The 18,730-nt window shown below is 64.3% G+C and carries 14 protein-coding genes; 8 read left to right on the top strand and 6 right to left on the bottom strand.

The window, feature by feature from the left end:
* Positions 1-41 precede the first annotated feature (41 nt).
* Both ABG82_RS13305 and ABG82_RS13300 read left to right on the top strand, forming a co-directional pair.
* Complete coding sequence (locus tag ABG82_RS13305; protein ID WP_043080006.1) at positions 42-1,061, top strand: zinc-dependent alcohol dehydrogenase; 1,020 nt, start codon at positions 42-44, stop codon at positions 1,059-1,061.
* A gap of 136 nt (positions 1,062-1,197) precedes the next feature.
* Positions 1,198-2,019: an aminoglycoside 6-adenylyltransferase gene (locus tag ABG82_RS13300; RefSeq protein WP_043080007.1), complete on the top strand. Its 822-nt coding sequence runs from the start codon at positions 1,198-1,200 to the stop codon at positions 2,017-2,019.
* 9 nt (positions 2,020-2,028) lie between these two features.
* On the opposite strand, the gene ABG82_RS13295 is transcribed toward ABG82_RS13300, so the two are convergent.
* A complete protein-coding gene (locus ABG82_RS13295) occupies positions 2,029-3,642 on the bottom strand; it encodes a diflavin oxidoreductase (RefSeq protein WP_043080008.1) in 1,614 nt (537 codons plus the stop codon).
* Between the two features lie 129 nt (positions 3,643-3,771).
* Here ABG82_RS13295 and ABG82_RS13290 point away from each other — a divergent pair, with 129 nt between their 5' ends.
* Positions 3,772-4,548, top strand: coding sequence for a hypothetical protein (locus ABG82_RS13290; RefSeq protein ID WP_043080009.1), 777 nt, complete (start codon positions 3,772-3,774; stop codon positions 4,546-4,548).
* On the opposite strand, the gene ABG82_RS13285 is transcribed toward ABG82_RS13290, so the two are convergent.
* Together ABG82_RS13285 and ABG82_RS13280 are read right to left on the bottom strand one after the other, a co-directional pair.
* Complete coding sequence (locus tag ABG82_RS13285; protein ID WP_043080010.1) at positions 4,518-5,066, bottom strand: DUF1802 family protein; 549 nt, start codon at positions 5,064-5,066, stop codon at positions 4,518-4,520. The genes ABG82_RS13290 and ABG82_RS13285 overlap by 31 nt on opposite strands.
* Before the next feature lie 9 nt (positions 5,067-5,075).
* A complete protein-coding gene (locus tag ABG82_RS13280; RefSeq protein WP_043080011.1) occupies positions 5,076-5,963 on the bottom strand; it encodes a universal stress protein in 888 nt (295 codons plus the stop codon).
* A 288-nt stretch (positions 5,964-6,251) separates the two neighbouring features.
* Between ABG82_RS13280 and ABG82_RS13275 the strand changes: the two genes are divergently transcribed.
* From ABG82_RS13275 to ABG82_RS13250, 5 genes are all read left to right on the top strand, one after another.
* Complete coding sequence (locus tag ABG82_RS13275) at positions 6,252-6,584, top strand: hemophore-related protein (protein WP_043080012.1); 333 nt, start codon at positions 6,252-6,254, stop codon at positions 6,582-6,584.
* Positions 6,585-6,873: 289 nt separating this feature from the next.
* On the top strand, positions 6,874-12,291 hold the full coding sequence (locus tag ABG82_RS13265; protein ID WP_174544363.1) for a glutamate synthase-related protein: 5,418 nt from the start codon (positions 6,874-6,876) through the stop codon (positions 12,289-12,291).
* Between the two features lie 7 nt (positions 12,292-12,298).
* Positions 12,299-14,041 (top strand): diflavin oxidoreductase, encoded by a 1,743-nt coding sequence (locus tag ABG82_RS13260; protein ID WP_043080014.1) that lies wholly within the window; start codon positions 12,299-12,301, stop codon positions 14,039-14,041.
* Entirely contained in the window at positions 14,031-14,867 is an 837-nt protein-coding gene (locus tag ABG82_RS13255) for a ChuX/HutX family heme-like substrate-binding protein (RefSeq protein ID WP_043080015.1), read from the top strand. The genes ABG82_RS13260 and ABG82_RS13255 overlap by 11 nt, the downstream gene beginning before the upstream one ends.
* Before the next feature lie 166 nt (positions 14,868-15,033).
* Positions 15,034-15,324 (top strand): hypothetical protein, encoded by a 291-nt coding sequence (locus ABG82_RS13250; protein WP_043080016.1) that lies wholly within the window; start codon positions 15,034-15,036, stop codon positions 15,322-15,324.
* On the opposite strand, the gene ABG82_RS13245 is transcribed toward ABG82_RS13250, so the two are convergent.
* From ABG82_RS13245 to ABG82_RS13235, 3 genes are all read right to left on the bottom strand, one after another.
* Entirely contained in the window at positions 15,313-16,683 is a 1,371-nt protein-coding gene (locus ABG82_RS13245) for an LLM class flavin-dependent oxidoreductase (RefSeq protein WP_043080017.1), read from the bottom strand. The two genes, ABG82_RS13250 and ABG82_RS13245, sit on opposite strands and share 12 nt — an antisense overlap.
* Positions 16,680-17,927, bottom strand: a complete 1,248-nt coding sequence (locus tag ABG82_RS13240; RefSeq protein WP_162269257.1) for an MFS transporter — start codon at positions 17,925-17,927, stop codon at positions 16,680-16,682. Before ABG82_RS13240 ends, ABG82_RS13245 begins: the two co-directional genes overlap by 4 nt.
* Positions 17,928-18,083: 156 nt before the next feature.
* On the bottom strand, positions 18,084-18,566 hold the full coding sequence (locus tag ABG82_RS13235; protein WP_043080019.1) for a hypothetical protein: 483 nt from the start codon (positions 18,564-18,566) through the stop codon (positions 18,084-18,086).
* Between the last annotated feature and the right edge of the window lie 164 nt (positions 18,567-18,730).

Raw genomic sequence — 18,730 nt, 5'->3', positions numbered from 1 at the left:
TGATACTTGACTAGAAAGAACGTTCTAGCGAGACTGGTCGGGTGAGAAGACTGATGCTGGACGGACCCAGAAGTCTGCGATGGGAAGACTGCCCCGAACCCGTCATCGAGCAGCCATGGCAGGCGCTGATCCGGCCGGTCGCGCTCGCCACCTGCGATCTCGATCCGGCAGTGCTGCGTGGCGCATTCCCCCTGCCCGGACCGTTCCCCTTTGGACATGAAGGGGTCGCCGAGGTGGTGGCGGTTGGCGGGGAGGTTCGCACCGTCGCCGTCGGCGACCGCGTAGTCGTGCCTTTTCAGATCTCTTGCGGCACCTGCGTTCCCTGCGTGCAGGGCCGCACCGGTAACTGTGCCAACCACCCGATGATGTCGAGCTACGGCTTGGGGCCCATGGGCGGCCTGGAATGGGGCGGTCTGTGGGCCGATCTGGCTCGCGTGCCGTACGCCGACGCGATGCTCGTACCGCTGCCCCCGGAAATCGATCCGGTCGCAGTAGCCAGCGCCAGCGACAACATTCCTGACGCATTCCGTGCGGTGGGTCCGCAGCTCGCTGCCGCACCCGGGGCGGAGGTACTCATTCTGGGCGGACCGGCGGCGTCCTCCATCGGCCTGTACGCCGCGGGCCTGGCAGTGGCCCTTGGAGCGTCCCGCACCGTTTATCTGGATACCGACCCCGAGCGGCTGGCCATCGCGGCCAGATTGGGTGCCGAGCCGGTCGAAGGAGCGGCCGATGCGCGGGTTGGAAGGTTCCCGATCACCGTGGAAGCCTGTGGCATTCCCAGCGCACTGCGCGCGGCGATCAATGCGACAAGCCCGGACGGGGTCTGCACCAGCGTGAGCGTGCAGCGCGAAGATGTGGCCTTCCCGCTCTTGGCGATGTATTCACGCTGCTGCACTTTCCACACCGGCCGAGCTCACGCGCGCCGGCACATTCCGCAAGTGCTGAGCCTGGTCGCCAGTGGCGCATTCGATCCGTCCTTGGTGACAACGAATGTCTCCACGTGGGACGACTCTATCGACGCCTTGCTCGGCACACCTATCAAACTTGTTGTGACGAAGTGAATTCCAGCACTGGTGTACACCCGAATGAAATGCTCTCAACACCAACCGTTCACCCACATCACCGGTTGGCGGCACAGTTGACAATCACATCTGAAAAAGTCTTGAGAACACGGCGCACACCGCCAAAGATGTAGGCGTGAATTACGGCGAGGTGCTTGAGCGGTTGGTCGGGTGGGCTGCCCAGACGGACTCCGTCCGGGCCGTCATCCTGACCGGATCCGGCGCCAACGGAGACGACCATCCCCTGTCGGACCGAGATGTCGAGCTGTACGCGACAGACCCCGATGACCTGGCAGACGAGGAGTCTTGGTGGTCGGGACTGGGCGAGGTCCTCGTTGTCGAGCGTCTGGAAGATGAGGACTCTGGGTACCCCACCCGGTTGATCTACTACGCGGGCGGCAAGCTCGACTTCACCCTGATTCCTGCCGAGGATCTATCCACAATCGAGTACGACCGGCCCTTTCGAGTCTTACTCGACAAGGATGGTCACGCACCCGACCCGGATTCGGTAAGCACGCCGCGGGGTGAGCTACCCGATGAAGAAGAGTTCGAGGAATGCGTGCACTGGGGCTATGCCGCCGCGTTGATGTGCGCCAAAGCTGTGGTGCGCGAAGAACTCTGGTCGGCGAAGCTCCGTGACCAAGACCTCAAGGAAGAACTGCTGCGGATCATCGAATGGGATCACTTGGCTCGGTACGGCACCGCCCACGACACTCGGTATCTAGGGATTGGGATGAGCAGCTGGATGGATAGCGATATCCGCGATGAGCTCAACGAATGCTGGGGCCACTTCCCGGCCGATGACACCGTCAAGGCACTGAGACACACCATTGACCTATTCGCCCGGCTCGCCACACGCGCGGGCTCCGGTCTTGGCCTGCGGCCCTTCAACCACGACAGGCTTCGCCGTGAGATTGACGCGATATTGGCGCTGCGCGAAATCCCGGTGCACTCATAGGTTGACGCGCTAGTAGACGTCGCGCACGTACCGATGACTCTTGATGAGATCGTTGACATACGCGTGCGCTCCGTCGGCGCCGAATCCGCCACATCGGGCCACAATCTCATGCAACGTCGCGTCCACGTCCTTGGCCATGTGATCGGCGTCGCCGCACACATACAGGTACGCGCCGTCCTGCAGCCAGCCGAACAGCTCCGCGGCATTCTCCGACATACGGTGCTGGACATACTGTTTGGGATCACCCCCGGACCCGTCACGGGAAAACGCAAGATCGAGTCGAGTCAGGGTGCCCGAGTCCACGAAGGCCTGCAACTCCTCGCCGTAGAGAAAACTGGTGGCACGGCGCCGGTCCCCGAAGAACAGCCAGGAACGTCCCGGAGCGCCGATGGCCTGACGCTCTTGTAGGAAGCCACGGAACGGTGCGATCCCGGTTCCCGGCCCGATCATGATGATGGGGACGTCGGGAGCGGGCAGCCGGAAGGTGTGATTTGGGCGCAGATGCACCCGCATGGTCTGCCCGCGATCGGCCAGAAATGTCGACGCCACACCGCCATACGCGCGCTCGGCATCGGTGTATCTGATCGTCGCGACGGTCAGGTGAACGGCATCGGGGTGCACGACCGGGCTTGATGCGATGGAGTAATCGCGGAACTGCAGCGGGCGCGAGTTGTCGACCAGCTCGTCAACGGTCAACTGACCCAACCTGATCAGATCGAGAACGTCCTTGCCGTACAACCACGACCCCGGAGCGGGAGTGACATCGCCGCCGAGGGCGGCAATCGCGTCCGCGTTGTCGGTACGGGTGGCCACCAGTGCCCGTAGCGTCCGGGACGGGGTGCGGATCTCCAGATGATCGGACAACAGCTCGCCGAGCGGCTCATCGTGCCCGGCCACCCGATGTTCGGCCCCGACTCCCAGCTCGGCGAGTATCGCCTGAACCAGCGCAGGGTCATTGGTCGCGTGCACGGCGATCGAATCGCCTGCCTGGTAAGAGATTCCGGATCCGGCGAGATCCACCTCGTAGTGGCGAACCTCTTTGTCGGATTCGGCCGTGGTGAGCATCCGGTTGACGACAAGCCGAGCCTCGACTGCCTCATTACGTTCACGTTTGGGTGGCGCGGGGGCCTCGGCGACCGCTGGTGGTGCGGCACTGATGTGCCCCGCCGCCAGTCGCTTCACCAGGTCGGTGGTCCACTCCTTCGAGAGTTGGAGGTACGGCCCATCGATATCGACACGTTCGGTGAGCCGGCTACCGCCCAGCGCTTCCAAACGCTTATCTAGCAGCAGTCCCGCATTGCAGAAGAACTCGTAGCTGCTGTCGCCAAGTGCGAGTACCGCGAAATTCAGATGCTCCAGCCGCTCCGCTGCCTCGGCGCTGATCGCCTCCCAGAACAACAGCGCGTTGTCGGGAAATTCACCATCCCCGAATGTCGACACCACCACGACAAAATGGGATGCCGATTGCAGATCCGCGATATCGACCTGGTTGAGTTCGACCGCCTCGGACTTGATGCCGGTGGCCTCTTCCAGCGCCTCGGAGAACGACATGGCTGCGTCCTCGGCGTTGCCCATATCGGTGCCATAGCCGACGATCAACGAGAAATCCGGCTGGGCGGTCACAGCACTCCCTCACTCGTGCGCGGGGCTGGTCCCAACGCTGGGTAAGGGCGACCTTACTTCAATGACGGTGGCCATGGGGGTCCCCCACTTTCTCGGCGGGATACTCGCCTTAACCGCTAGCATCCGAACGTGTCGTGGCTAAACACCTGGTGGCACTACGACGTCGTGGACGGCTACAAAGGCCCGCTGCTGCTGGGTTTCGTCGCGTTCGTGGTGACCTTTGTGGTCACTCGCACGATCACACGGCTCATCCGCGACGGCAAGGGCCCCTTCCACAACATTTCCGGCGGCGGTGTCCATATCCACCATTCGACACCGGGCGTGCTGCTGCTCATCGTCGGCGGTTTCACCGCGCTGGGGTCGCCCCCACTGTCGGTGTGGACGTATGTGGCCGGCCTGCTGGTGGGAATCGGCGCCTCACTGGTGCTCGATGAGTTCGCGATGATCTTTCACCTCGAAGACGTCTACTGGTCCAACGAAGGACAGTTGTCGGTGGACATGGTGACGCTGGCTACCGCATGTATCGGCCTGGCCGCGGTCGGGGTGTCACCGCTGAACGTCGACGGACTGACCGGTGTGAACGCCATTGCGCGCGGCGTCGCAATGGTCGTGCTGCTGATCCACCTCGCGCTGGTGGCGATCACCGCGTTGAAAGGCAAATATCCCACCGCGATGCTCGGCATGTTCGTGGCCCCCAGTGCGTGGGTGGCCGCGGTTCGCCTGGCCCGCCCGACGTCGCCGTGGGCGCGATGGCGCTACTCGCCGGAGAAACTGACGCGTGCCCAGCAACGGGCCCGAGAATTTGATCTCCGTTGGGGTCCGGTGCGGCGGCGGTGGCTTGACGCCATCGGGGGAACACCGACGCCCGAGCTCGCTCACCCCCCGACGGATTCGCGGACCCGGTGAGCTATCTGGGCCAGTACCGATTCGTCGTGCACCGGTGTCGCCCACCGCGGATCGGTCTGTAGCTCTACCCAACTCGAGCACCCACGATGTTCATCGCCACGCACGATGGACACGGGCGCGACCAACGGGTAGGCGCGCACGACCAAGACCGTGAGGCGGTGCTTGGGCCGAAAATCCAGGCGCTCGGCCTGTATTGATTCTGCTGTCCAGATATGCAGTGCGGCAATCTCTTCGAGCGCCTCGGGGCGGTTTACCTCGACCGCCGCGACTACCTCGGCACCGGCTCGCACCACAACCTGCGCTTCGGCGCTATCCGCGGCCGCAGGTTCCAGCAGGTCGTGATGTTCGGGCCGTATCCGTTCAGCATGGCCGTGCACCGCCGTCGGGAAGAAGAGAAACCGCGAATCAGCGAGGGTGAATCGCTTCTCGTGAATCCCACCCTTGCGCAGCAGAATCGTCTGCCGGCCATCGAGGAGGGCATGTACGGCCGCACTCCATTCCTTAAGTGCGGTGCTCACTCTTCGAGGCTACGTGCGTGGCGCCACCAGCACCGGGCAGGTGGCCTTGTGTATCAGGGCATGGCTGGTAGATCCCAGGAAAAAGCCGGCGATATCACCGCGCCCCCGACTTCCCGTGACTATCAACTGCGCGCCCGCGGCATGTTTGAGCAGAACATCGGCGGGATGCCCGATTGCCACCACACGGCGAACCGGCACCTCCGGGTACTTCCCCTGCCAATCCGCCAGCTGATCGGCAAGAATCTCCTCCTGCCGCTGTTGCTCCCCGGTCGAATCCATCGCCGTCCAGGCGGTGTAGGCGTATACGTACCCCGGCGGAATGTTGTTCCACACACGCACCGCCACCAACTCGGCATCCCGCATCGCAGCCTCTTCAAATGCCCAGGCAATCGCGCTGTCGGCGGATTCGGAGTCGGCGACCCCCACGACCACCGGGCCGCCCGCCGGTATCGGCGATTCCCGCACGACGACAACCGGACCGTGCCCCTTCGCGGTCAATGACACCGACACCGAGCCGGCCATCATCCCGGTGAATCCGCTCAGCCCGCTGGAGCCGAGCACGGTCATCAGGGCGTTCCTGGAGAGCTCCACGAGGACGGGCACCGGCTTACCGGTCGCCTTGACCGTGGATACCTCGACATTGGGATGTAGTGCGTAGACATGGTCTTTGGCCTGACTCAGGAACTCGGCACCATCGGTCTCGAGATGCTGAAAGAAGCTCGCCGACGCGCCAAGGTTATAGCCCTGCGCGAGGCCGCTGTGGTCGATCACATGGACCAACGTCAGTGGCAGATTCCGCCGCTGGGCTTCGGCACCCGCCCAGGTCAGGGCATGCAGCGCCGATGTCGATCCATCGACACCGACGACGATGTGGGAGTGTGGCGTCGAGGTGGTCATGGCGTCTCCGATATCCGATAGGGCGATTGCTCCTATCCCCAACGCTAGGTAGCGCGGGCGGCGGCTCCCATGGGCCAAAATCCCTACTAGTAGTGACTTTCGGCCATATAAACGTGCGCTACGTCACTCAATGCGGGGTCATTCGTGTTGGCAGAGTTCCCTTTTGGGGTCCAAAGCCTGGTAGATAGCAAGTCTAAGGACTCTGCTGACCCTGCTAGCGTTGTGCGTAACGGAATCTCGCCGATCGTCGATATGGACGTCGGGGGAATTGGCGGAAGGTAGACGAGAATGGCCCTGACTGCGAAGTTGATTGTTGGTTCTGGCGCGGTGGCATTGTCACTGGTTGCCGGCGGTGGAATCGCTTCCGCCGACCCGGATGTGACCGCCATTGTGAACACAACATGCAGCTACCCACAGATCATGGCGGCACTGAACGAGCAATCGCCGGCTGCTGCACAGCAGGTGAACGCCAACCCGATCGCCGGTGCCTGGTTGCAGCAGTTCGTGGCGTCGCCGAAGGCCAAGCGCCAGCAGATGGTGAACGAGGTCAGGGGCATGCCCGCGGTCCAGGAGTACACGGTCCTGATCAACCAGGTCGCCAACTCCTGCAACAATTACTGACCGGCGATTTTCTCGCCGCTGCCCCATAATGGTGATGGGGCGGCCGGTCCACTGACGCGCCGGCTCCCTTGCTAAGGCTGACCGCCGGTGTGACGTATATCCCGCCGGCTATCAGAGCTTGTCGACTTAGGCTAGGCTTGGTTTAACTGACCCCAAGAGGCCGGGCAACCGGCGTCTGTCGGGTCGCGACCATGCGGAGCGCTGGTCAGGGCGGGTTCGCTCAACGGACGAGAGACCCAACGTCACACGCTGGATACGCCGTGCCACGGCGCTGGGTGAGGAGAATCGTCTGAACGGGTTGTATGACCAAGACCAGGAGAAAAGTAGCTGCGGCGTCGGTTTTCTGACCCGGAAAGACGGCGTCCAGACCCATGACGTCGTGCGTAAGCTGCACGAGGCCCTCTGCGCCGTTCCGCACCGCGGGGGCATGTCCTCGGAGGGCGTCGGTGACGGCGCGGGCGTCAACCTCGACCTCTCGCTGCGCTTCTTCTCCGCACTGACGGGCATTCCAGACCTGCGGCGCGGAGAGTTCGGAGTCGGCAACTTCTTCCTGCCCAACGATCCGGCATTCCACGGCGAGGCCGAGCTGGTGATCGAGGAAGCGCTGCGGGCACAAGGATTCACCATCCTGCTTGCCCGCGACGTGCCGGTGAACAACGACGCCATTCGCCCGGCAGCCATCAAATACCAGCTGCCGATACGGCAGTGGGTGTTCCGCTCGGACTCCGAACGCAAGACCCACGAGGCACTGATGGCGATCGAATCGGTCGCCTACACCCGTCCTGAACTTCTTGGGCTCTACCCGCTTTCACTGAGCACTCACACCCAGGTCCTCAAAGGGCGGCTCAACTCGAACGAGGTCGTGCCCTACTTCAGCGACCTGTCCGATCCGCGGATGGAAGTGCATTCGATGTTCTTCCACACACGGTTCTCCACCAATACCGCGCCGAATGCCACCATGGCCCAACCGTTCCGATTGATGGCGCACAACGGTGAACTCAACACCGACAAGAAGAACCGGCTGTCCGAGAACGCGATAGCCCGGGCCCGTAATCGCGCGATCATCCGGCCGGCTGGTCAATCAGACAGCTGCCGACTTGACCAGACGCTGCAGAGCCGGGTGCTCGAAGACGAGCTGGACCTGGTCACCGCCGTGGTGGCGATGATGCCGCCCGCCTGGGAGAACGACACGACACTGTCCCCGCGGGTGACCGCGATGCTGGAGTACTTCAGCCTCTACGAGGAGAAGAACGACGGCCCTGCCGCCCTGATCTTCGGCGACGGCAACATCATTGGCGCACGCCTGGACCGGCTGGGACTCAGGCCGCTGCGCACCGTCGAGACTGCCGAGTACCTCGGCGTGATGTCCGAGGCCGGACAGATCTACTTCGAACCCGACTCAGTGCTGGAGCGCGGCCGCATCGAAGCCGGTGGCATGCGCTACTACGACCATTCCGAAGGCAGGTCGTACGACACCGTCGAAGCGCTGGAAATGCTTGCCGCACGGCATGATTACCCAGCCATGCTGGCACAGGCCCGCGTCAACATCGCCGACTTGCCGCACGTGCCACCGGCGGGGCAGGGCTCGCCCGCCCGGTACGACGGCGACCTCGAGCGCCACCAGCGGTACGTGGCGTACTCGCTGAATCAGGAGAGCTTCAAGTTCCTGATGGACCCCATGCTGGCCACCGGGCAAGAGAAGATCTCGGCCATGGGGTACGGCGCGGCCATCAATGCGCTGTCGAATCAGGAAGGCGGCGTTGCGAAATACTTCTCGCAGCGGTTCGCACAGGTCACCAATCCGCCCCTGGACAGCATCCGCGAGGCGGACGGCATGACCCTGCGCGTCGCGCTGGGTGCCAAACCCAACAGCGGCGCGCAGCCCGCACCTCAGATCGTGGTGCCCTCCCCCATCCTCACGCATCTCGACATGCTCAAGATCCGTGAGCAAGAACGTACGCCGGTCCGGCGCTTCGGAATGCGCTACCGCGTGGACCTCACCGATCCCGCCTCCAACGCCGACAAAATTGTGCGGGCGATTGACGACCTGTGTGATGCGGTGGAGGAATTCGCCCGCGAGACCGGCGGCATCGCGGTGATCTCCGATCGCCACGTCTCCAGCGACCGTGCCGCGATGCCTCTCATCATCGTGATCTCCGCGATCAACCAGCGCCTGATCGAAGAGGGCCTGCGGCTTCGGGTCTCGCTGATCGCCGAGAGCGGTCAGCTGTGTTCGTCTCACCATGTGGCTTCGGTGCTGGGATTCGGGGCCTCCGCCGTGTATCCACTGGCGGTACAGATGCGGGCCGAGGAGAAGTACGGCGCCGACGCCGACAAGGCCTTCAAACACTTCGCCAAGGCGGCCGAGAAGTCGCTGATGAAGACGATGGGCCGAGTCGGGCTGTGCACTGTCGAGAGTTACATCGGTGGGGAGTTCTTCGAACCCAATTACCTGGACACCTCAGATCCGGTGTTGCGCAAATACTTCCCCAATGTGGTGTCGCCGGTGGCCGGTGTCGGGTTCTCGACACTGGCGGCGGCCGTCGCCGACTGGCATGCCCGGGCCCTCGCGGTCACCGGTGAGAAGGACGTCCCGCTACTCGGCCTGTTCAAAGAGCGCGCCGAGGGCGCCGGTCACTCCTACGGCACCACGGCGGTGCGCGGGTTCGTGGACATGACCGAAGAGGCGATCTCCTTCGGCGATGAGGCCCGGCCCGAGAACCCCGACATGGCAGACCCGACGTATCTGCGGTTGCTGCCCCTGCATCAGCTGGAGGGCGCGTTCGGACTGGACGACGAGGCATACCGCAACAACAGCTTTGACGAGCTTTCGACGCGTGCCATCGACAGTTTCGACATCACCCCCGGATACCGGAACTTCGTGCGTGCGATGAACTCCGAACGCACCAGGCGCCCGGCGGCGCTGCGCGACGTGCTGGCGTTACCCGCCGACGTCAACTTTGTGCGTACTGCCGATGAGTTCCGCAGGGAAATGGGCCAATTCGCGCGGTTCGGGAACAACGACTTCCAGGTCCGCGGCCTATCCTGCGAACAGACCGACGGCAGCTTCGTGCTGCGGCTTTCGCATTCCGCCGGACGGCTGACGGCCCTCGCGTCCTCGTTGCGTACGCGGTTCGGGGGCGAAATCACCAACCAGGAGATCGTGGGCGACGAACTCAGGCTGACGGCGACCGGCCAGGCTGAGGCCTACTTGGCCAAGATCAGGACAGCACCCGATTCGGTCCCGCTGTCCTCGGTACAGCCGGCCAGCGAAATCACCCCCGCACTGACATCGGGAGCCATGAGCCACGGCGCCTTGGTGGCCCCGGCCCATGAGGCCGTGGCACACGGAACCAACTTGGTGGGCGGCCTCTCCAACTGCGGCGAGGGTGGCGAACACATCAGCCGATACGGCACCATCCGCGGCTCCCGCATCAAGCAGTTCGCCTCCGGCCGCTTCGGGGTGTGGGCAGGCTACCTCGCCGACCCGATGCTCCAGGAGCTCGAGATCAAGATCGGCCAGGGAGCCAAACCCGGTGAGGGCGGACAGCTTCCGGCGCCCAAGGTGACCGTTCAGATCGCCGCGGCCCGCGGTGGAACCCCGGGTGTCGAGCTCGTCTCGCCCCCGCCACACCACGACACGTATTCGATCGAGGACCTCGCCCAGCTGATCCACGATTGCAAGGCGGCCCGGGTCCGGGTGATCGTCAAGTTGGTGTCTTCCGAGGGCATCGGAACCATCGCGGTGGGTGTCGCCAAGGCGGGCGCCGATGTCATCAACGTGGCCGGGAACACCGGCGGTACGGGCGCGGCGGCGGTGACTAGCCTCAAGTACGCGGGCCGGTCGGCCGAAATCGGTGTCGCCGAAGTACATCAAGCCCTCTGCGCCAATGGAATACGGCAGAAGGTGGTACTGCGCTGCTCGGGTGCGCACCAAACCGCCAGCGACGTGGTCAAGTCGGCGCTGCTGGGAGCGGACAGTTTCGAGTTCGGAACCACCGCGTTGATGATGCTCAAGTGCGTGATGGCCAAGAACTGCAACATCAAGTGCCCGGCCGGGTTGACCACCAATGCCGAGGTATTCGAGGGCGACCCGCGCGCACTGGCTCAGTACTTGCTGAACATCGCTCACGAAGTGCGGGAGATCCTGGGAGCGCTGGGGATGCGGTCACTGCGTGAAGCACGCGGTCGCAGTGACCTGCTGCACCTGCTTGATCATCCCTCCAGCATCGGCACCCTGGATCTGCGCCGCATGCTTGCGGTCGCCGAGGAATTTGTCGTCGAAAACCCGGTGTACATGGAGAAGGACTACTCGGTGGACGATGCGTTCGCCGCGCAGTTCGACGGGCACGGGGCCGTGCTGAGTCCGGTGGCACTGACCAACCAGAACAAGAGCGTGGGCGGGCAGTTCGCGATCGATATCGAGCGAATGCTCAACTACCGGAACGTCATCGGCTCGGCGGTGGCGACCGACGAGCGCGGCCGCCGCTACTTGCTACCGGAGAGCGTCACCATCACCACGACGGGTTCGGCGGGCCAAAGCTACGGCGTCTTCTGCAACGACGGCATGGCATTGACGCACACGGGTACGTGTAACGACGGCGTCGGCAAGAGCGCGTGCGGCGGCACCATCACGGTGCGCTCGCCCGGAGGCGGCTCGAGTGAACCGGGCGGAAACGTCCTCATCGGAAACTTCGCGCTCTTCGGCGCCTCCGGTGGGCGATTGTTCGTCGAAGGCCAGGCCGGAGATCGCTTCGCGGTCCGCAACTCCGGTGCGACAGCAGTTGTCGAAGGCACCGGTGAATTCCTGTGCGAGTACATGACCAACGGCGCCGTGCTCAACATCGGCGATTTCGGCAAGGGCGTGGCCAACGGGATGAGTGGCGGCTTCCTCTACCAGTACGACCCCAAGGGCCAGCTGCCGTCAAAGGTCAGCCACGATTCGGTGCTGGTGCTGCCCATCACCGACGCCCCGTTCCACGAGGCCGCGGCACACATCCTGCTGCAGTGGCATGTGGCAGCCACCGGGTCCGCCAAAGGCAAAGCACTGCTTGATGATTGGCAGTCCACCAGAGATCACATGGTGTACACCATGTCACGGGCGCTACTGCAGTACCAGGACTCCGACGCCATTCTGCAGGGCAAGACACGCAAAGAACTCTTGGATGAGCTCACCGCGGCCCTCGCCGGATATCAGGTGCACAAGTTCAAGCTGTCCTACCGCGACCAGCGCGATGTCCTGGGCGGATCGGTGCCCGCGTACGGAGACACTGACACCGAGGGCATGTATGCGCTGCTGAATACCTACACGGTGCTGAACATGGCCCAGCAGCTCGCACTGTCACGGATGCCGAACATCACGGATGTGACCGACCCCCGGATCGGCAAGGCGGTACGCAATCTCGTGCTCACGGAGGATTTCTTCCTGATCCAGAAGCTGCAGAAGTACGCGCGTGAGGCGATCGACGGGTACAGCGACGAAGACCTGGCCGTGCTGATCGCGGACAAGCGGCTCACCGATTACAAGGACGCACTGAGCCAGCGCAACGTCCTGTCAATGGACAGTCCCGGCACCTATGGCTGGATCCTGTACCAGAGCGCCAAGAACATCGACAAGATCGGCCGGTTGCCCTCCTTCGAAGAGCTGTTCGCGCACCGTGCGCTGCCGGCCGTCGCCCTCTCCGGACCGTCCCTCCAGACCACGTGAAGAAGCCATGAAGATCGCCTACATTCCCGAAGACGCACCGTTCAACGAGGACCAGAGAGCCTGGCTTTCGGGCTTCTTGGCGGGGTTGCACTCTCGCCTCGCCATGAACCTGGCGGCGCCCCCACCGGTTGCCACCGCAGACCTGGCGGCCCCACGGCCGCCGCTGCGCATCCTGTACGGCACCCAGACCGGCAACGCCGAAATCGTGGCGGGCGACGCCGCGGCAGCCGCCAAGGCGCAGGGGTTCGACGTGACGGTCAGCGGTCTCGACGAGATCGCTCTCGACGAGTTCGCGGGCCTGCGGTACGTGCTGATCGTCACGTCCACCTACGGCGAGGGTGAGATGCCCGATAACGCCGAATTATTCTGGGACGCACTGTCTTCTGCGGTAGCTCCGCGACTTGAAGGGGTTTCCTACGGCGTGCTCGCGCTGGGTGACACCAGCTACGACGGGTTCTGTCAGGCAGGCAAGCTGATCGATACCCGTCTCGAGCAGCTCGGAGCAAGCCGGGTGGTCGGGCGCGCCGACTGCGATGTCGACTACGAGGCACAGGCCGCGGAATGGGTTCAGGGCGCCGTGGGAAGCCTGGTCACCCTCGCCGGGGCCAGTGGCAGCCCGGGCACTCCCCCGCCAAGCACGGTCGTGCGCTCCGGATGGACGCGCAAGAACCCGTTCCCAGCCGAGGTCCCCGTCAACCGGCTGCTCTCACGGGCGGGCTCGGACAAGGAGATTCGGCACTACGAGTTCGCGCTCGCCGACAGCGGGATCACCTACGAAGCCGGGGACGCGCTCGCCGTCATCCCGGAGAATGACCCGGCGCTGGTCGAGGCGATCGCAGATCACTTCCGCGTCTCGGTCGGCACGCTTGTCGACGGAGAGCCACTGGGTGAGCTGCTGCGCCATCGGTACGAAATCAGCACTCCATCACGAGATCTGTTGAGTGAGGTGGAAAGCCGCGCCGAGAGCGAGGAGTTCTCACATGCCTTACGCGGCGGGGTGAAGGAAGTACTGGACACCTGGCTGTACGGCAAGGACATCCTCGACATCCTGCGCATCGGTGGAGACGCGCTGAGCCTCGAGGAGTTCATGGGACTGCTCAAGCCGCTTCAGCATCGCGCCTACTCGATCTCGTCGAGCTCACTGGCTCATCCGGATCGGATTCATTTGACCGTGGCCAGTGTGCGGTATCAGAGCCTGGGCCGCGAACGCGGCGGCGTCTGCTCGACCTTCCTGGCTGATCGCGGCAGCGGCGCACGAATCTTCCTGCAGCCCAACAAGTCATTCCGGGTACCGAGCGACGACGATGCTCCGATGATCATGGTCGGTCCCGGTACCGGTGTGGCCCCATTCCGGGCGTTCCTACAAGAACGCGAACAGCGCGGGGCGAATGGCCGCAACTGGTTGTTCTTCGGCGACCAGCACCGGGATCACGACTACATCTACGAGAGCGAGCTCGACGCCTGGCATGCCTCGGGCGTCTTGGACCGTTTGGATCTGGCCTTCTCGCGCGATCAGACCGAGAAGGTCTACGTGCAGACACGCATGCGCGAACAGGGCGGTGAGCTGTTCGCGTGGCTGCAGGACGGTGGCCATTTCTACGTGTGCGGTGACGCGACCAGGATGGCCAAGGACGTGGACAAGGCCTTGCACGAGATCGTCGGAGAGCACGGCGGATTCAGTACCGACGACGCGTCCGAGTACGTGAACACCCTCAAGCGGGAAAAGCGGTACGTCCGCGATGTGTACTGACGGCCGACGCTGCGAGCAGTGCCCCGCCCGCCGGATCGCGGCCGGGCCCAAGGCTATTGCCGAAGCGCTACCTGCCCTCGGCACAGTAGTCGCCGTCACCGCCAACGATGCCGCCTTGCTGAGCCACACCGGCGAATACCTTGAACCCTCGTTTCCTGGCGAGGCACTGAGCTGCGATGACGAGTACATCGCGCTGCGGCTCAACCCGGCGCTCGTCCGTGACGCGTTTCTGGCGCCGCGCGCCCTGACCATGGTCGGCGAAACCGGGACACACCGCGCCTATCTCACACCGCTCTCGGATCCGTTGACGGTCAGCGCCCTGGAACTGGCGCCGGCACCCGCCCCGGAGGCATTCCCCGTCACGGACTGGTCGGACATCAGCTGGCGTGACAGCGATCAGCTCACGCATCTGGACGCACTCACCCCGGGTCGCTATCGCGTGCTCCCCTTCACCGGCGCCCGCAAGATCGACGCGGGGGTCGTGCCGCACCTGCTGACGCATCTGGTGGACGTGGACATGCCGTTCACCATTGCGGTACCGGGAGGCGGCTGCGTGCAGCTGCATCGCGGCCACGCGGCGATGGCGGAACAGGCCGGTACCCACCTTGCGGTGATCTTCGGTGCCTCTCGGTATGCGATGGACCCGGTGTTCATCGCGGAAAGCTGGGTGACGCAGGCGCACGGAGCCCAGGGGGTGACGTCAGCGGTGGAGCTCTACGACCACGAACATCGATGCGTCACCGCCATCACCCAGACGGGGCCGATCACCCCCCGTCTGCACCGGGCGTGGGAGCACATGGTGGCCTCGCTTCCGGACTGTGCCTGACCCGCCGGAGTCCCGGCTGTTGATGCGCTTCTCACACGGAGTCGACGGCGCGGTGTGAACAGATTGAGATGTCCCGGTGAATTGGGGGCAGCGTCAAGGAAATTGGACGGTCCTAACGTGTGCCCATGAACGCGACAGCCGGAGGGCGCAATATGGGCGGTGAACGGTGAGCGGCCTGGTCAAGGTAGTCGATCCGATCGTTCCCGCGCGGAGCGCTGACCTGCGGCAGGCGCAGTACTACCAGGATATCCTCGGCGAATTGCGGTCGGTGGCGCACCGAGAATTGGATGAGCATCTCGCTGCCCTGGAGCGACGCAGGCAAAGCGGCAAGCCCTCCAGCCTGGCGCGGCTGCACCGGCTGGTCGGCGCCAAGCGGGCGGAGCTGGCGGCCCTGGATCAGCTCTTGGTAGCGCTCAGCGACCGATTCGGAGACCATTCGACCCTGTCAGCCGGGTAGCCGCACCCGGCGGTAGGCGGTACCCGGGTGATCATCGGCCAGGTGCGGACCCCCACCATCGAATTGTTCACGCAACGTGCGCCTTTCACGCCGATGGGGCACCCTGCCACGGCGGCGCAGTTCTGGCACCACCAAGCGTGCGAAGTCGGCGAAGGTTCCGGGTGTGATGACATACGCGATGTTGAACCCGTCGATATCGGCCTCATCGACCCACCGTTCCAATTCATCGGCAACACCGGATGCCGTGCCGACGAGAACCGGCCCGCGACCACCAATTCCTATCTCCTGCGCCAATTCCCGGGTGGTCCACGTACGGCCCGAGTCCTTGGTGAACGAGGCCAGGGCCGAACGGTTGGCATCCGTCTCGATGTGGCGCAGCGGCTCGTCGGGGCGCAGTTCAGCCAGATCCACACCTGTCCAGCCACCGAACAGGGCCAATGCGCCGGCGGGGCTGACGAACCGGCGATATTCATGCAGCATCGAAACCGCCGCGTCGTGCGTCTCCGCGACTATCGGCGTCACCATCGCGAAGACCTTGATGGACCGAGGGTCACGCCCCAACCGGGCAGTCTCCTGACGCAGTGCCCGCACTGGCCCGCGCACGACCTCGGGTGTGGGACCCGACACGAACACCGCCTCGGCATGCGCGGCGGCGAACCGCACTCCACGCGGCGACGCGCCGGCCTGGAAGAGTAGCGGGGTGCGCTGCGCCGACGGCTCACACAGGAATGGTCCCGGCACGGTGAAGTACTGACCCTGATGCTCGATGTCGTGCACCTTGGTGGGATCGGTGAACACCCCACGGACCGGGTCGCGCTCCACGGCATCCGGCTCCCAGGAGCCCTCCCACAGCTTGTAGCAAACCTGCAGGTACTCCTCGGCGATGTCGTAGCGCCGGTCATGCGGTAGCTGCGCATCCAGCCCCAAATTCCTTGCCGCGCTGTCCAAATACGACGTGACAATGTTCCACGCCACGCGCCCTTCGGTCAGGTGGTCCAGTGTCGAGAGACGACGGGCCAACGCGTAAGGCTGTTCGTAGGTAAGTGACACAGTGATTCCGAACCCCAGTGTTTCGGTGACCGCGGCCATCGCCGAGACCGCCAGCGTCGGGTCGTTGACGGGGAATTGCGCGGCGTCGATCACCGCGGCATCACGGGAGCCCCCGTACACGTCGTAGGCACCGAGCACATCGGCAAGAAACAGCAGGTCGAAGCCACCCGCCTCCAACGTCTTGGCCAGCTCTGTCCAGTAGCTCAGCGTCTTGTAGCGGTGTCCCTGATCTTCCGGGTGGCGCCAGAGACCCGGCGATTGGTGGCCGACACAGGCCATATCAAAGGCATTCAGATAGATCCTGCTCATGGGGTATCTCCGATCTGGTCTCGGTAGGTATCGCGCGCCAGGTATGCCGAGACGAATGTGAGCACCGACAGCGCCAGGTAGTAGACGACGATGAGCCAGGGGTTGCCGTGGTTCACCGCCAACAGTGCCGCCGCGATCAGCGGAGCGAAGCCTCCGGACAACACGGCGCCGATCTGGTAGCCCAGCGAGGCCCCGCTGTACCGGACCCGGGTATCGAAGAGTTCGGCGAACCACGCGGCCTGCGGTCCGTACATGGCATCGTGAACTACGTTGATGCCCAACATAATCGCAAGCACAATCAGGAGCTTCGACCCCGTCTCGGCGGCCAGGAAGAACAGCGCCAAGGCGACCGGGCCGGCGGCGGATCCAAACAGATACAGACGACGGCGCCCCAGTTTGTCCGAAAGCGCAGCCCACCCGGGGGTACTCAGCATGCCGAGCGCCGAGGCGATCAGCACGGCGGTCAGCCCCACCTGGCTATCCCTGCCGAAAAAATCTTGCAGGTATGTCAGCGAGTACGTTGTCAGGAGCACGAACAAGGCGATCTGAGACAGCCGCAAGCCGGTGGTGAGCAGCACGTTACGAGGTTGTGTGCGTAGCACTTCCACTACGGGAAGCCGCGCCACCTCCCCGCGCTCGATCACCTGCCGGAAGACCGCCGCCTCACTCAGCCGCAACCGTATCGCCACACCGATGGCTACCAGGATGATGCTGCTCAGAAACGGGATCCGCCAGCCGAATTCCAGAAATGCCTGCGGCCCGGCGAGAACGCGCGTGAGCCCAAACACTCCGGTGGCCAACAGCATTCCGGCGGGTGAGCCCAGTTGCGTGAAGCTGCCGAACAGACCGCGGCGGCCGGCAGGCGCGTGCTCGACCGCCAACAGCGCGGCGCCGCCCCACTCCGCACCGGCGGCGAGACCCTGCAACACCCGCAATGTTGCCTGCGCGGCGGGGGCGAGCACACCCACCTCGGCATAGGTCGGCAAGACACCGATCACCGCGGTGGCCACGCCCATGAGCAGCAGCGCGCCCACCAGAACGGCTTTCCGCCCCATCCGGTCTCCGAGGTGCCCGGCGATCACGGCCCCGATCGGGCGCGCGCCGAAGCCCGCCGCGTATGTCGCGAACGACGCGAGAGTTCCTGCCGTCGACGAGACGTTTGGAAAGAACAGCGGCTTGAGGACCAACGCCGCGGCCGTCGCGTACAGGTAGAAGTCGTACCACTCGATCGTGGTACCGACCATGCAGCTCAACGCCACCGTGCGTGCGCCGGGAGCGCGACCATCAGCCGTTTCACCCGCATGGACAACAGGTGCCGCGCTGGTGGTAGTCACGTGACGCCATGGTGTACTGCCTGGTGCTACACGGGAACCTTTGCGCTCGGCTGGATTTCAGGAAGGTCAGAAGCGCTCGGCTCGCATATCAGGCTGTGAATCCTCCAGCGGCGCCAGGATGGTCGCGAGCCAGGTGAGTGTGAGCGTGGCCGAGGAGAGTGCCGCGAACAGCGTCCACACCAATGGGTCGGATCCCACCGCGGTCTGATGCCACCACAGCGCGGCGAGGCTGGTCACTGTGCTGAGCGCCGCGGTGTAGGCCGCCGCGCAGCACCAGCGGAAACGTCGCCTGCGCAGCGCGATGAGCGAGACAGCGCAGGCCACCAGGAACATGACCGAGGTCGCCGGCACGACGGCGTCGACATGCAACGACGGACTGGCGTGCGCGCCGAGGTTCGACCAGCGCCCCAGCGCGGCCACGCCGAGGGCAACGGCCGCGAGTAACGCGGCCCAATGGCGGGGTCTGCTCATCCAGACGTCCTCAAGCACGCCGCGCTCGATGGCGCGCAGCGTCTCCTCAAACCCGACGTCCTGTCGCTGCGTCCTCACTCAATGCCTCCCAAAATCGAACACCTCTGAGACTAGAGGTCGGATGCGGTGGCCCGGCGGTTCCATGCCACATGATGCGCACAGCACCCCTGCTGCCGAGGACCTAGGTAACTGGTATCTAGACAGGCCGACCATTTAGCTGGGACCGCGGCTAGCATTGGGAC

It is taken from the genome of Mycobacteroides immunogenum (assembly GCF_001605725.1).
Classification (GTDB): domain Bacteria; phylum Actinomycetota; class Actinomycetes; order Mycobacteriales; family Mycobacteriaceae; genus Mycobacterium; species Mycobacterium immunogenum.
Note: the sequence above shows the minus strand (reverse complement) of the source record. Positions and strands in the feature narration are given on the sequence as shown.